The sequence below is a fragment of the Armatimonadia bacterium genome, from assembly GCA_039679385.1.
GTDB lineage: Bacteria > Armatimonadota > Zipacnadia > Zipacnadales > JABUFB01 > JAJFTQ01.
In genome coordinates this window covers 1-12870 of record JBDKVB010000086.1, presented here as the reverse complement: position 1 = coordinate 12870, position 12870 = coordinate 1, and the positions used below count along the sequence as shown (strand labels likewise).

The 12870-nt window shown below is 63.7% G+C and carries 18 protein-coding genes; all 18 read right to left on the bottom strand.

All coding sequences use genetic code 11. From position 1 onward, the window contains the following. A partial coding sequence (locus tag ABFE16_10100) for a DNA polymerase (protein ID MEN6345652.1) occupies positions 1–1841 on the bottom strand: 1841 nt, incomplete at its 3' end. Beyond that, a complete protein-coding gene (locus ABFE16_10095; protein ID MEN6345651.1) occupies positions 1838–2101 on the bottom strand; it encodes a hypothetical protein in 264 nt (87 codons plus the stop codon). The genes ABFE16_10095 and ABFE16_10100, both read right to left, overlap by 4 nt. A gap of 2 nt (positions 2102–2103) precedes the next feature. After that, complete coding sequence (locus tag ABFE16_10090) at positions 2104–2391, bottom strand: hypothetical protein (protein ID MEN6345650.1); 288 nt, start codon at positions 2389–2391, stop codon at positions 2104–2106. A gap of 158 nt (positions 2392–2549) precedes the next feature. After that, positions 2550–3092, bottom strand: a complete 543-nt coding sequence (locus ABFE16_10085) for an ssDNA-binding protein (GenBank protein MEN6345649.1) — start codon at positions 3090–3092, stop codon at positions 2550–2552. A gap of 33 nt (positions 3093–3125) precedes the next feature. Further along, positions 3126–4286, bottom strand: coding sequence for a DUF2800 domain-containing protein (locus tag ABFE16_10080; GenBank protein ID MEN6345648.1), 1161 nt, complete (start codon positions 4284–4286; stop codon positions 3126–3128). After that, positions 4286–4759 carry a hypothetical protein gene (locus ABFE16_10075; protein MEN6345647.1) on the bottom strand — a complete coding sequence of 158 codons (474 nt, stop codon included), beginning with the start codon at positions 4757–4759 and terminating at the stop codon, positions 4286–4288. The genes ABFE16_10080 and ABFE16_10075 overlap by 1 nt, the downstream gene beginning before the upstream one ends. Continuing rightward, positions 4756–4971, bottom strand: coding sequence for a helix-turn-helix domain-containing protein (locus ABFE16_10070; protein MEN6345646.1), 216 nt, complete (start codon positions 4969–4971; stop codon positions 4756–4758). The genes ABFE16_10075 and ABFE16_10070 overlap by 4 nt, the downstream gene beginning before the upstream one ends. 4 nt (positions 4972–4975) lie before the next feature. Further along, a complete protein-coding gene (locus ABFE16_10065; GenBank protein ID MEN6345645.1) occupies positions 4976–5206 on the bottom strand; it encodes a hypothetical protein in 231 nt (76 codons plus the stop codon). Between the two features lie 135 nt (positions 5207–5341). Continuing rightward, entirely contained in the window at positions 5342–5938 is a 597-nt protein-coding gene (locus tag ABFE16_10060; GenBank protein MEN6345644.1) for a DNA cytosine methyltransferase, read from the bottom strand. Next, positions 5935–8490: a DUF5906 domain-containing protein gene (locus ABFE16_10055; GenBank protein MEN6345643.1), complete on the bottom strand. Its 2556-nt coding sequence runs from the start codon at positions 8488–8490 to the stop codon at positions 5935–5937. Before ABFE16_10055 ends, ABFE16_10060 begins: the two co-directional genes overlap by 4 nt. Before the next feature lie 5 nt (positions 8491–8495). After that, a complete protein-coding gene (locus tag ABFE16_10050; GenBank protein MEN6345642.1) occupies positions 8496–8714 on the bottom strand; it encodes a hypothetical protein in 219 nt (72 codons plus the stop codon). A gap of 7 nt (positions 8715–8721) precedes the next feature. After that, the gene (locus tag ABFE16_10045; GenBank protein ID MEN6345641.1) at positions 8722–8976 is read right to left on the bottom strand and encodes a hypothetical protein; all 255 of its coding nucleotides are present in this window, start codon (positions 8974–8976) and stop codon (positions 8722–8724) included. A gap of 32 nt (positions 8977–9008) precedes the next feature. Further along, on the bottom strand, positions 9009–9197 hold the full coding sequence (locus ABFE16_10040) for a hypothetical protein (protein ID MEN6345640.1): 189 nt from the start codon (positions 9195–9197) through the stop codon (positions 9009–9011). Further along, positions 9194–9409: a hypothetical protein gene (locus tag ABFE16_10035; GenBank protein MEN6345639.1), complete on the bottom strand. Its 216-nt coding sequence runs from the start codon at positions 9407–9409 to the stop codon at positions 9194–9196. Before ABFE16_10035 ends, ABFE16_10040 begins: the two co-directional genes overlap by 4 nt. Positions 9410–9840: 431 nt before the next feature. Next, the gene (locus tag ABFE16_10030) at positions 9841–10140 is read right to left on the bottom strand and encodes a hypothetical protein (GenBank protein MEN6345638.1); all 300 of its coding nucleotides are present in this window, start codon (positions 10138–10140) and stop codon (positions 9841–9843) included. Beyond that, complete coding sequence (locus ABFE16_10025; protein MEN6345637.1) at positions 10133–10294, bottom strand: hypothetical protein; 162 nt, start codon at positions 10292–10294, stop codon at positions 10133–10135. The genes ABFE16_10030 and ABFE16_10025 overlap by 8 nt, the downstream gene beginning before the upstream one ends. An 11-nt stretch (positions 10295–10305) precedes the next feature. After that, the gene (locus ABFE16_10020; protein MEN6345636.1) at positions 10306–10851 is read right to left on the bottom strand and encodes a hypothetical protein; all 546 of its coding nucleotides are present in this window, start codon (positions 10849–10851) and stop codon (positions 10306–10308) included. 403 nt (positions 10852–11254) lie between these two features. Continuing rightward, positions 11255–11938, bottom strand: coding sequence for a hypothetical protein (locus tag ABFE16_10015; GenBank protein ID MEN6345635.1), 684 nt, complete (start codon positions 11936–11938; stop codon positions 11255–11257). Between the last annotated feature and the right edge of the window lie 932 nt (positions 11939–12870).

Below are 12870 nucleotides of genomic sequence, written 5' to 3'. Positions count from 1 at the left end.
GTGACTGAATACCCTTGGGATTCAGCGTTCATACCCCCGTGGGCCATGAGGTCAAACGCAATCGCTTGCGTACTGTTTTCCAGAATACTGCCGCCAAAAGTGAAGACCCGGCCCCACGCTTCACCTTCGATGTTCCCAAAGAAGCTGATACCTGTTTTGTTGCGACGCTTGTCCTCCTCCAGCAGGGGGTGCGGGTAGGCCAGATGCCGGCCGGAGGGCAGCTTGATGAGCAGGTAGGAGACGGGGCCGACCTTCTTGACGGTGAAGGACAGGTAGGCTCCTGCCTTGAAGGTCTGTCCCGGATTGGAGATGGCCGAGCGTGCGGCAGTCTCCAAAGCGGCCCACAACTGCACCACCTTGGAGCAGCGGTCCCGATAGGCCATGACCGCCTTCTCCGAGAGGGCGTCGGACAGCTCCAACTCGTACATGTCCTTGGCGGATTTCTGGAACTTCGGCCACCACATCTGGTAGCCGCAGCCGAGGATGGTCACCTTGCCGAGTTGGCGTTGGTCGCCATCGACGAGCCCCTCGGGGATGCCGTAGATGCCCGAGGCCATCCACTTGTAGAGGTCCTTGCCGTCGCGGAAGCACTGGAGCACGTCCTCTTGCCCGGCCAGCCATGCGACGATGCGAGCTTCGATGGCGTTGTAGTCGGCGTCCAGCAGGGGGCCGGCGATGAAGTGCCGGATCGAGCTTGAGATCAGGCCGTAGCAGTCGCCGTAGAGCGTCTCCAATGCGGTCCGGTCGAAGCCCATCTGCAACGAAGCGAAGAACCCCTCGGTGTATTTGCGATGGTGCTTCTTCGGCTTGGCAAAGTTCTGGGGCTGGACGAGTCGGCCGCTCCACCGCCCCGTCGAGGCACCGTGGAATTGCAGCCCGCCGCGCACCCGGCCGTCGGCGCAGACGCAGTTAAGCATCGTGCGGACCTTCTTGACCGCTGCGAACTGCATCGTGGAGTAGAGGCTCAGCGCGTTGCCGGCCTCGACGGGGACTTTGTCCAGATCCACAGCGCCCAAGGTCGCCGCCTGCATGTCCGGCAGGTTGAGCCCGTGGGCGATGAACCACTGCCGAGCCTTCTCCCGCTGGGTGTGGGCCACGCCGGTCATCTTCAGGAACTCCGCGCCGCTCTCGGCTTCGATGGACTCGATGATCTCCTGCGCGTTGCGCAGCGCCGGTACGTCTACCTTGAAGCCCCGAGCGTTGACCTTGAGATCCCATGTGAAGGCGCGGAGCAGGTCTCCGGTCGGGGCGAACGCCTTGAGGGCCTTGTGCAGGGCCATCTCCGCCCGCACGTCCTGCAAGCAGTATTCGCCGAACTCCCGGAACGCCTCGGGGTCATCTGTGGGCAGCGTGCGCTTGCCCGTCTTCGGGTCGGGCGTAGAGAACTTGCGGATCAGAGCCTTGCCGCGTGCGTCCTTCTGCTGCGGCAGGCCGAGCATCTCGCAAGCCTTCTCCAGCTTGGCGGGGAACCCCGCACGGCGGCAGAGGAGAGCGGTGCAGCGCCACTGGGAAATGTCGGGCTTGGGGAAAGTAACTGTGGGCATACGGAGCAGTTGCCCACCCAACTTCTCAGTGATGGCGAACTCGAACTGCGCGTTGTGCGCCCATATCTCACCCTCCCGAAGCTCAAAAGCGGCGTAGAAAAGGCTGAACAACTCCTGCGGCAGTGGGTCACTCGCCCGCACGCTCTCCCACTTCGGGTTGACGAGCAGGAACGGCCCTTCCGTCTCGGAAGCAACTGCGCACATGAGGATCTCCGCCTCGGGGTGCTCCGCGTACTTGAAGACGCCGACCTCTGTGAGGTCGAGGGGCGAGTAGGTTTCGTAGTCGAGGTGGATCATGACTCTTGTGCGCGGGCGCGTTCGTGGTCGGCAAGAAGTTCGCGGAACTCGTATTCGTCGTGGAACTCCCAAGCGTCTTGGTCACGGTACTCCTCGTGGGCGATCTCGGAGCAGAAGTTGTGCATGTGGATTGACCAGAAATCCCCATCGTTCGTGCCAACCCTCTTGTTGTACCGCTCCCCGACAGGGATCAACCCCCCGCAGAGGTAGCAGCGGTGCGCCTTCTTGGCGACGTGGTAGGTGTCTGAGGTGAAGCTCATGGTCAGAGCCCTTGGAGGGTACCGGGCGTGATCTGGTCTTCAACCGGGTACTCTTCACGGGCGATCCGGCCTTCGGCCATGTCCTCCAGATGCGAGAGGGCCATTCCATCCACCACGGACAGGTGGCCGGGGATTCCCCATCCGATGAAGCCACGCAGGTCAGCGGCACACACCTCGATACTGTGGCACTCGTCCACGTTGAGCAGGGTCGCGCCTTCGCGGCGGTTGACAATCGTGAGAACGACGTTCTCGACTGACGTAAGCGATTTTTCGATGCGTAGGAATTTCATGGCGTACTTGGTTGGGGTGTTTTGAGCCTCCGCCCTCTGTGGTACCCATGTGTCCCTCGCGACCCAAGTACCGTCAGAAAACAGAGGCTCAAAACACCCTCCCCGAAGGGAGGATGGGCCGGTGCCGAGCCAGCCATAGATCGCGGCACCGGAGGGTATCAGAGTGGTGACTCGTCACCACTCTCGTCCTGGAACACCTCGGTCGGATCGACCGGCTTCTCACCGAACGGATCGCCGTCGCGCTTGAACTGCACCGCCCGCAGCGACGCAGAGATGCCCGCACCGCTCTTGGGGTGGACGTAGGGGAAGATGTCGATGACCGCGTTGACGTAGCACCCGGCATAGGGGCGACCGTCCTCGGCGGAGAGCGGGCTCATGTTCACGTCCACGACCACCTGTTTGCGGGGCGAGCGGGCGGTGAGGAACATGATGTCCTCGTCGTAGCCGTCGAGGTGCGACTTCTCCGCGCCCTCGCGCAGGGGCAGATGCTTGCAGGGCTTGCCCTTGATCTTCGGGTCGAGCTTCAACTCGGCGACGGCCTTGTTGATCTCGACGATGGTGGCGGCATGGCGCTTCTTCTCCAAGAGGAAGGTGGCCGCGTAGGTGTCCTTGCCGTTGGGGGTGCCGTCGTCGTTGGTGCCCTTCTGCGGGGAGAAGAGGTAGGGGAACGAGAGGCGAACGTCTTTGATCTTGATTTGCATGATGTCTGTTTTTGTTGGTTACTAGCGGTTTGGTTACAGGAGAGACTCGTCAACGAGTCCTTCCAAAGGGTTCTGGCAGATGGCGGGGCGGGGATCGGACTCGGGGGCCAGCACGGGCTTGCCCTCAGGTTTGACGATGAGACGGACAAGGGCCTTCTCCAGTCGGGGAGTGACGGGCCTGAGCGGCTTCTTGAGGGCCTTCTCTGCTTGGGCGGGGGTGAGGAACTTCGGTGCGGACCAGAGCGCCTCTTTGGCGATGAAGCGGCGCAGCTTCTTCGCCGCCTCGGCTTCGTCAGCCCACTGGCGGTTGGAGCGACCTTCCACCAGCTTGAAGCCGGGGAACTCCTTGCCCTCGGTCAGGCGGGCGAAGACGTGGGCCTCGACGGAGTCGAGCCAGTCAACCAACTGGCCCTTGGCTTCGACGATGCGGCGCATCTGATCCTCCGTGAGCCCCTCGGGGGGCGGGAGGCCGCCGAGCTGCATCGTCGTCTCCTCGGGGAGCACGGCGAGGGCTTGGTTGCCACGGGCGGGGCAGATGCCCTTGGCCTCGCAGAAGCGGCACGCTGAGCCGGGGGCGAACTGCGTGTCCTCGTCGGCGATGATCTTGCGGGCCACAGCGCCGATGCGGGAGCAGAAGAGACCCAGCTCCGACCGGGTCAGCACCCAGTCCTTGATCGTGACTCCGTCACGAGCACGGGGCTGGTCGATGACGATGCGGACGAGCCCGTCGGCCGGCATGTCGGGCCACTGGTCACGGATGAAGGACTCCGCGTAGATGGCCTGCTGCTCGTTGTTCTCAGCCTCGACCATGACGCCCTCGCCATATTTGAGGTCGCGGACGATGAGGCAGATGTCCACCTTGTCCATGACCGTGGTGTCGATACGCCCATTGCGGTCGGCCATGTAGAACAGCGGCACCTTGGTCTCGACGTGCAGCGTGGCACCCTCACGGGCGGTGGCGAGGTTCGCCTTCACCCGCTCGACGTATCCGGTGACGTGCTCGACCATGACCGGGTCGCAGGACCACGGCTGACCGAGCAGCATCTTCTCCGCGACATCGTGAGCGAGGGTGCCCTCGGTAGAGTACTCGGTATCACGCTTGGGCAACTCCGCCTCGTGCTCCGCGAGGAAACGTGGCGAGGCGGTGCAGTTGAGCCAGCGGTGCGCCGCTGACGGTTGGAGGGAGATTTTCATTACTTCCCGAGTTGCTTGTTGATGGCGGCGAGGAGGGTCGGCAGGTGGGCCGCGTCGATCTTGGGCAACTTGCCGGTGCCGGAGATGGAGCACGGAGCACCTTGGAGTTCGGACAGCTTGCCGCCGAGGAACGCCTTGAACGCCGCGTCAGCCATGTTCGGCCGGGCGAGTTCGACGATTTGCACCCGCAAATCATCTTCGGAGACGGTGGGCACCGGGGCCGGAGCGGGGGCTGCAACGGGAGCAACGGGAGCAGCGGGGGCAGGGACCGGAGCGGCTTCCTTCTTCACGGCCTTCTTCGGCTCGGGGGCCGGCACCTCCGTGGTGACGGGCTCGCTGACGGTGGTGGAGACGGCGGCGACCGTCACGGTCGGGGTCAGGGCGGGGAGCGCCTTCGCCGCAGAGGCGAGGAGCACGTCGGTCAGGTTGCGGATGGCAGTCGTGAGACTGGCGATTTCGGTTTCGATGCTCATAGGATGTCGTTGTCTTGGTTGGTGGTGATGGGGGTGGAGAGGTAACGTGCCCGGATGCGGGCGATGGTGCGACGGCAGCGCTGGAAGTATTCAGCGGCCTCGGAGTTGGTCGCGCCCTGACGGAGGTAGTGCGCGATCTCCCGCTCCTGGACGGGAGAGCAGTGTTGGCCGCAGCGGCGTCGGCGGGTCAGGTCATCGTCTGTCGGTGTCATCGGATTAGGATTCTTGAAGGTGGTCAGACCAAATCAGTTCGATCCCGAGGTCGGCGGCGTGGTGGGCTCGGAGGTTGTCGGAAAGGTACTTGACCATCTCCTCGACTTCAGGGGTCCATTCCGCGCCGTTGCGCACCATCTCGACGATCTTGAGCAGGTACTGGGCACTGGCCGCGCTGCGGAGATAGTGGGCGGCGATCCTCTCCGCCCGGTCAAAATTGGGGGCGCGGCTCATCAAATGGTAGGCCCTCTGAGTCTCCCATTGGGCGGCGCGGGCGCGGCTTTCGGTATCGTCTGTCGGTGTCATGGCGTGGACTATGGCGGGTGTTTCGACTATTGCAAGCAGTTTGCGTGTACTATTTTCAGGATACTAGAGGATGCTCTCCGAGAGCGCACGGGACCACTGATCGGCCATTGCAGCAGCGATGCCGGGATAGGTGCGGGAGCGATCCGCCGCACGGGTTGGGCTCGGGGCCATTCTGTGGATACGCGCCTCGCGACCCCCGACCACGTTGGTCGGAACCAGCTTGGGCAGACCGTTGAGCCAGAGGCAGGTCGCCTTCGTCTCCCCGTGGCCGAACTGCCACGGCTGGATGATCTGGTCGGGTTTGCGGTAGTGGGTGGACATGATGCCCACAGGGTTCTCGATGGCCCACGGGCAAGAGAGCCGGGTGAACATCGTGAAGAAGTTGATGGCGGCTTGCTGCCGACCGTCGGCCCGCTTCGCAGCGAAGTGGCGAGCCCCGGACACACACAAGTCGGTACAGGGCGGGAAGGCGATCACCGCGTCCCACTCTTCGAGCCAAGTCGGGGTAATCCAATTGCGAACGTCTCCGCAGAAGTGGTACGTCGAGTCGTCTTCCGACGGGAGCAGATCACAGCTCCATGCGCGGTGGCCCAGTGCCCGGAAGGCCCGGCGCACGGCACCGGAGCACTCGCAAGCAACTAAGATTCGCAGGGGCTTCACAAAATCCCCCCTTCATCTCCGACTTCGTTGGCGACCATGCGTGACACCGCAGCAGACACGTTCGTATCCGCCTCGGACCCACGCTTGACCCAGAAGCTGTGCCGGCCGTCGGGGAGCCGGGAGCGCATGGCGGAGCGGAAGCCGAACTCGCGCAGGACGCTTGTGATGGACTGGCCACTACCCTCGCGGACGCCCTTGGCCGAGAGCCAGTCTGTCAGTGCTTTCAGGCTGACGGCCTCGTCGGTGATGAGCGGGTTGGTCGAGTCGTCGAGGGCTTCGCGGATCGCGACAGCAATGGGGCTGGAGGCGGCTCCGACCATCTCGTTGCGGTGGATCGTGCGGGGAGCGTGGGCGTCAGGATCGAACTCGTCGCAGATGGGCCGGGAGAGCATCCAGTGACGCAGTTGCGGGGCGCTGTGGTCGATGGCCCCGAAGAGCTTCCTGAAGTAGCCCTTCCCCATCTCGGCAACCTGCTCCTCGGTCTGGTAGCGGGCGAAGAGGACGAAGTAGCGCCTGTCGTCGGGGGTGAGGGCGAGGGCGTCCTGGTAGTTGGTGAGGAGGATGTAGTTGGTGATGTTGGGGGCCTGCGACGCTTTGATGTACTTCTCCTCGATTGTCACCTCGTCGTTGGTGATGACCGGCTTCAACCTGTTCATGACCTGATGGCGGTTGTGCCCGACCACGCGCACCTCCTCGAAAGCCACGACCTGCGCACCCTCGGCCCAGCCGTTGTAGTTGCGGAAGAGTTGGTCGGCGTCGGTCAGTCTCACGTTGGTCGGCCCGAGCACGGCCTTGAGCAGCATGGCGATGAGAGTCTTGCCGCAGCCCGGGGCGCCTTGGAGCAGCGGGGACCAGCGGATCTTGCGCCCCGGATTCTGCACGATGAAGCAGAGGTAGCTCAGAAGCATCTCGGCGTACTGGTCGAAGAGATTGCGGACGTGGGCCTCCACCAGTGCGCCCAGCTCCGCCGCACCCTTTTCATCGGGCTCGGGGTAGGTGGGGCGATAGGTGTTCACGAACCGGGTGTTCGTCACCGGGTCGGTGATGAAGGTGAGGCCCGCGTTCGCCGGGTCGTAGGAGAACTGGTCAACCCTGGGGATGCGCACAACGTTCAAGAGGTAGTCCTTGGCGTAGATCGAGGGCTTGCCGGAGTCGTTGCCGCCTTGGGGCATGAGGTAGACGTTGTACATGTTGTTCAGCACGTCGGGGGCGTAGCGGCGATCCCCTTGGCGGAAAAAGAACACGTCCTGCCCGGCGACGTAGCAGCATCCTTTCGCCCAGCCGGGCAGTTGGCTCTCGGGGGCGGACTTGACCGTCTCGGCCGGCGCGAAGGCCAGCTTGGCGATGCGGTGCATCTCCTTGCGCAGGTCGTTGGAGGAGATCTTGAGCCCCGCCTCCTTGAGCTTCTGGTGTAGGATGGAGAGCAGATCAGCGCGTTCGAGCTGAGAGAGCATCGGCGCGGCGGCGATGCGGCGGGGGGCCTCGACCATGAGCTGCTGAGGCGTGAGTCCCGGCGTGTCCAACCATGCCGTGAGGGCCTTGTGCATCTTGACCGAGATCTTCCCCGCTCCGACCCAGCCAGCAGCGGCGGCACGGAAGAGGAGAGTGCGGGCGGTGACCGGCTTGCGGCCTCGGGGCGTCTGTCGCAGCGAGGACCACTTGGCCTTGGTGTCCTCTGCTCCGGCGTACTTGCTGCCTTTGGCGCTCCAGGAATCGAAGACCGCGTAGGCGGCCTCGGGGTCTTTGGGGAACTGGTGGCGCAGCGAGGCCGCGACCTCCAGCCACTCCATGTAGGGCATGTCGGGATCGAGGGAGGCGACGGCGCTCTCCATATCCGCGAGGGTCACCTCGTCAACCGGCGCGGCGAGAAACTCCAGATCGTCCGCCGTGGCCTCCTCGGGGTTGAGCGGGGTGCGGGAGGCAAGGGCCACGTCGGCGTCCTTGATATGCTTGACCTCGAACGCCTCGCCCTCCGGTCGGGCGGTGAGCAGGGGATGCACCCCGAGGAGATCCTCCCCGGCGAACAGCGTCGGCAGGTACATCGGCTGGACGGCGACAAGGCTCTCCTGCGTGATCTTGGGCAGGCCCAGGATCTTCGCCACCGAGCGGACGGCCTCGGGATAGGAAGCAGGGGCGATGCCCTCGGCACGCACCACAATGCGCATCCGGGGGGCTTCCAAGGTGGAAGAGGCTGTCAGGTAGGCCGCGAAGGCGAAGGGGTCGAGGGCTTCGTGGAGAGCCTGCGGCGTGCGGGCGTAGACCTTGGCCATCGCGACGTTCTCGTCGTCGATGTCGAGGGCGATCAAGTTGCACGGGCCGGCTAACTCGTGGGCACGGCGTGACGGCGAGGAGGTGAACGTCGCGGGGACGAAGAACGGCACGCGCTTGGTGGCGTTGCGTCTGTCCTTGGGCATCGCATGAAACTCCTCACGGGTGACATTGAGCATGGCCGGGTGGCCGAGTTGCTCTTTGACGAATTGAGCGAAGGAGGTGACGGGCAGCGCGACGACGCTGCCCATGTTGGAGCCATCGGCTCCGAAGTAGAGGGGCATGGGGGCTAGGGCTGCTCAGCGAACTTTGTCCAATATGAAATAGCTAAGGCGGCGATGAACTTGCGGTCCTCCTTGGAGAAAGGGATGGGATCGCCGGTTGCCTCGTCGTAACCCGCCGAGAGGGTACCGTCCGACCCATAGCATGGAGAAAGGTCTGGACCGATACTGAGTTCGAATGCGTCGATGATCATCCCTGATGGGAGCGCGAGGTCGTATTTGGTCATGGTGGTATCAGTCCAAGAAGGTTACAGTGAGCCCGCGCAGGAGCATCTGCCCCTTGCCCCCGGCTTGCGAGCGGAGGGTCCGGAGAGTGCCGGGGCGATAGCCGAGGGCAATGCTGGCGTCGCGGAGGGTCGAGAACACCTTGCCGTCGGGGCAGATGACCCCGTAAGCGGTGTGGAACTCACGACGGAAGGCCGTCGGGTTGACGCAGCGGAGCGCGGAGATGGCGACCTGCTTACGGTGGTTGGAGGTGGACGGCGGCATGGCCCTCTTAGATGTTTATTGTTTAGGGGATGTCAAGTCAGCAGCTCGACTATCTCCTTCTTGTCCTCCCTTAGGGCCTGGATCTCGTCCAGGATGCCTTGGCGGGAGCCGGGGCACGTCTCCTCGTTGGCTTGCCGAGCGAGGGAGCTAATCTCGGCCTGGAGGGTCTCCACGATCTCGCGAAGCAGCCTCTCGGTGTGGGGGTGGAAGTCGGATTTCATGTCAGGGCCCCCCCTCTGCGGCGAAGTTCCTCGTTGGCGACGCGGGCCACAAGGCGGAGGCCCTCGGCGTCGTGCTCATGGAGTCGCGCGGCTTCCATGTCGGAGGCGCGACGGCACTCGACGGCGAACTGATTGGCGCGGCCGGCATCCCACGAGGCATCGGCGGCGATGCGGCGCAGGACATTGGCCTTAAGGCGGGTTGGGTCGATCATGGTGTTAATCCTCTCCGAGGTCGGTAATAGCGTTCCGTATTTTTTCCGTGAGGCACTGGCGAGTTTCAAGGTAGTTCTCCCACGCCCAAAGAATCTGCGGGTAGCATTTGCGAAGGTCGGGCTTCGCGGCTTCCCAACCCACCCAGCAGGTAGGGTCGCCCTTCTCCTCCCAGAAGTAGCGGATCGAGTGCAGGTCGTCGGAGGTCATGCAAATTTCCTATTAAGGTTCCTGGAGGTGAGCGGTGGGGTGCTGAAGTAGCCGGAGCTGGCCCCGATAGGCTGGCGGCGCTGCCACGAGTCGGCGGCTTGCTTGATCTCCCGGGCGGAGGGCAGGTGCAGGCCGATGGCGGGCCGGCGCGTCTTGCTGCGGGCGAAGCCGACGCGGGGGGCGATGGGGGTTCCGAGTGCGTTTGTCATTTGAGGCATTTGGTTTACCGATACCGGCCGTCCCGAGAGAGCGTGTCGAGGTCCTGCCGCAGCAGACGGGACTCCCTCGCGAGGTCATGCTTTTCGGCCTCTTGCCTCCGCCAAAGGGCAACTAGGTGTCGTATGACAACGCAGGCGGCCGCGAGGTCCGATGCCGTGGCTACCCGCCCCTCTTCCATGAGTGTGGGGATGCTGTGTTCTTCGAGGAGGGCGAGGAGAGCAGAGGTGCCGCCCACCTCTTTGAGGCGGGGGCGACCGAGACGGGCGATGGTAGCGGGTATAGCGGTGATAGCGAGATCACTCACGGGACACCTCCTGCTTGCGGGCGGCGAGGCTGGAGAGGATGATCTGCTGGGGGCCGAGTTCGGTCTCGTTGGCCAGTTCGATACGCTGGCGGACGCGCTCTTCGGCGAGGTCGTCGAGGAGCCGGTCGAGGGCTTTGGTGGTTATATGGTGCATGGTATCTGGTATTAAGGGGCGATGAGAGACGCTATACCCACGCCCCTGGCACGGTCTTCCACAGTGATGCCGCAAGCGTCGAGGTCGCCCGAGAGGCCGGAGCAGTCGCCCGAGAGGCCGGAGCAGTTGCCCCGGAGGCGGGAGCAGTCGCCCCGGAGGCGGGAGCAGTCGCCCCAGAGGTCGGAGCAGTCGCCCCGGAGGTCGGAGCAGCTGCCCGAGAGGCCGGAGCAGTTGCCCCGGAGGTCGGAGCAGTCGCCCGAGAGGCCGGAGCAGTCGCCCGAGAGGCCGGAGCAGTTGCCCCGGAGGCGGGAGCAGTCGCCCCAGAGGTCGGAACAGTCGCCCGAGAGGCGGGAGCAGTCGCCCCGGAGGTCGGAGCAGCTGCCCGAGAGGCCGGAGCAGTCGCCCCGGAGGTCGGAGCAGCTGCCCGAGAGGTCGGAGCAGTCGCCCCAGAGGCCGGAGCAGTTGCCCGAGAGGCGGGAGCAGTCGCCCCGGAGGCGGGAGCAGTCGCCCCGGAGGTCGGAGCAGTCGCCCCGGAGGTCGGGGTGTTGGCCAGTCAAAGCGGGTTTCGTGGTGCGAACGAGTTTCGGTGTCATGGGATGAGGTGTTAAGGTTGTGTTCAAAGTGCCTCGACGGCGAGGAGGATCACGGCGAGCCACAGGGTAGTGGCGAGGAGGCCCGAGCACAGCTCGGCGAGGGTTGGTTTACGCATGGTATTAAACGGCCTTGACGGCCAGATAGATAACGACGCTCCAGATGAGGCAGGCGACTAAGAAGGTTGCGAGGTTGGGGAGGTGTTTCATGCGCGTTTCTTGGTGACGGTGATTCGATAGCCATAACCATCGTGGCCGATGAGGGATTGCCTCACTTCGTCGCAGGTCATGCGGTACGATTTGGAATAGAAGACAGTGTCGATTAGACGACCGCCAAGATAGACGTTGAAGGCGTTCATGGTATCGGGGGTTAGTAGGTGAACCCGAGGGACTCGACAGCAGCCTTGAACTCGACAAGCAAGGCGGGCAGGCGGGCCAGCAACGCGGCTTTAAGGGCCTCGGTCTCCTGCATGAGTTCTTCGTCGGTCGCCTCGGGCCAGCAGGCGCAAACGCGAGCGGATGCCAACTCGCGGGCCTTGCCCTCTCCGGTCCGGCCGTAGGGTTGCCACTCAAGCGTTACCGGAGCGGGTTTCTCGTGGGCGTAAATCTCTGTCTTCATGCCCTCGGGGTGAACCAGTTCCCACAGCGGGACCCCCTCGATTCCACCCGCCTGCAACTTGCCCCGGGAAAGGTGTTGGCGGAACTCGCCCTTTAAGAGGCCGTGGCAATCCCGTTCGCCGGCCAGAAAAATGGCGTTGTCCAGATAGTGTAGCGGGCCATCCGACGAAACCCCATGCCACTTGACGAGCGGGGCGAGGGAGGGGAAAGCCCCTGCAATCTCGTTGTGCAGGCACCCGCCCGCGGCGTCGGGGTCCCCCGGGCCACGAATCGACGCGGTGATTCCGAAGGTGTTGTGACCATTTCCACAGCGGTCGTCGTAACGAACGGCCGCGGTGATGGTGTAACCTTCGCCCCATGAGGGGCACGGAACGGGGCCGAAGTTCCTAGTCTGGCTCTTGGTAAGCACTGAAGGGGGGAGGGCGGTCGTTTTCATGGTAGGGAATAGGCTGTTAAGCGAGGCGGGATTGCCTCCCGTTCCCTTCGCTCCCGCCGGTTGGCCGACGAGGGGAAGGGAAAAGGTGGGAATCTTACTTGGCGAATAGGGGCAGTCCTTTGGCGTTCTCGGGGTTTGCCGTTTCGTAAACGTAGGGACGAACGCGGGTTACTCCCACCGCAGAAAGCGTGCTTCGGACCTTTTCAGCCTCCTCCTCCGTTTTGTAAACGGTGGGGTGGTACCCTGGGCGGCTAGGCCACGCTGCGCAGAAGTCCCTCCCGTGGAATAGCTCTGGCCCTCCGCATAGCGTGCCTTCTATGACATACCCGGCTAGATATTTCTCCCGTTTTCGCAGGTCACATTTTCCGGTTTTCATCGTGCGCAGCTCCAGAAAAGTTTCCCGTCGCTCAGGTAAAGAGTGGAGGCGACGGACCCGTTATCGGCCATATGCAGATACTCGACCCAATCCCACTCGCTGGGATCGTCGGGCAAATCGTCACCAAAGCCCTCGCGAATGTCTCCGGCAATCCATTGAACGCAAAGGGCGGTTAAGTCGGCATCAGAGAACGCTGCGGTTTCCTCGTCGCTCCACCCTCCGGAGGATCGGACGAAGCCCCGGAAGGCCTCCTTCTGCCCTTCGGTAAGGACAAGCGCCAAGGCGTGGCGCTGCGAGGCTTGCCAAGTGAGCGCGCCAGCGTTCTGGCCGAGGCTGGCGCAGGAGTTGGAGCAATGCCAAGGGGCGAAGCCGGGGGAGGCTAGAAGGGGCGAAACGTCAATTTCGGTGTCTTGCATGGTAGGAGGGATTAGGGTTAAAGGCGCCCATTATCGATGCGACCGACACAAGCGAGAGCATGGAAGAGGCAAAGCCCGAGCTGCCTCGCCGCTTCCCCATACTCTAGTTCGTCGTGCATTTCGCTGCCATAGCGGACGGA

Bases quoted from the DNA above. Each gene is read 5' to 3' on its own strand.
- ABFE16_10090 (MEN6345650.1), bottom strand. From the start codon at position 2,391: ATGAAATTCCTACGCATCGAAAAATCGCTTACGTCAGTCGAGAACGTC.
- ABFE16_10080 (MEN6345648.1), bottom strand. From the start codon at position 4,286: ATGAAAATCTCCCTCCAACCGTCAGCGGCGCACCGCTGGCTCAACTGC.
- ABFE16_10015 (MEN6345635.1), bottom strand. From the start codon at position 11,938: ATGAAAACGACCGCCCTCCCCCCTTCAGTGCTTACCAAGAGCCAGACT.
- ABFE16_10095 (MEN6345651.1), bottom strand. From the start codon at position 2,101: ATGAGCTTCACCTCAGACACCTACCACGTCGCCAAGAAGGCGCACCGC.
- ABFE16_10025 (MEN6345637.1), bottom strand. From the start codon at position 10,294: ATGCACCATATAACCACCAAAGCCCTCGACCGGCTCCTCGACGACCTC.
- ABFE16_10035 (MEN6345639.1), bottom strand. From the start codon at position 9,409: ATGATCGACCCAACCCGCCTTAAGGCCAATGTCCTGCGCCGCATCGCC.
- ABFE16_10085 (MEN6345649.1), bottom strand. From the start codon at position 3,092: ATGCAAATCAAGATCAAAGACGTTCGCCTCTCGTTCCCCTACCTCTTC.
- ABFE16_10070 (MEN6345646.1), bottom strand. From the start codon at position 4,971: ATGACACCGACAGACGATGACCTGACCCGCCGACGCCGCTGCGGCCAA.
- ABFE16_10055 (MEN6345643.1), bottom strand. From the start codon at position 8,490: ATGCCCCTCTACTTCGGAGCCGATGGCTCCAACATGGGCAGCGTCGTC.
- ABFE16_10045 (MEN6345641.1), bottom strand. From the start codon at position 8,976: ATGCCGCCGTCCACCTCCAACCACCGTAAGCAGGTCGCCATCTCCGCG.
- ABFE16_10050 (MEN6345642.1), bottom strand. From the start codon at position 8,714: ATGACCAAATACGACCTCGCGCTCCCATCAGGGATGATCATCGACGCA.
- ABFE16_10065 (MEN6345645.1), bottom strand. From the start codon at position 5,206: ATGAGCCGCGCCCCCAATTTTGACCGGGCGGAGAGGATCGCCGCCCAC.
- ABFE16_10075 (MEN6345647.1), bottom strand. From the start codon at position 4,759: ATGAGCATCGAAACCGAAATCGCCAGTCTCACGACTGCCATCCGCAAC.
- ABFE16_10040 (MEN6345640.1), bottom strand. From the start codon at position 9,197: ATGAAATCCGACTTCCACCCCCACACCGAGAGGCTGCTTCGCGAGATC.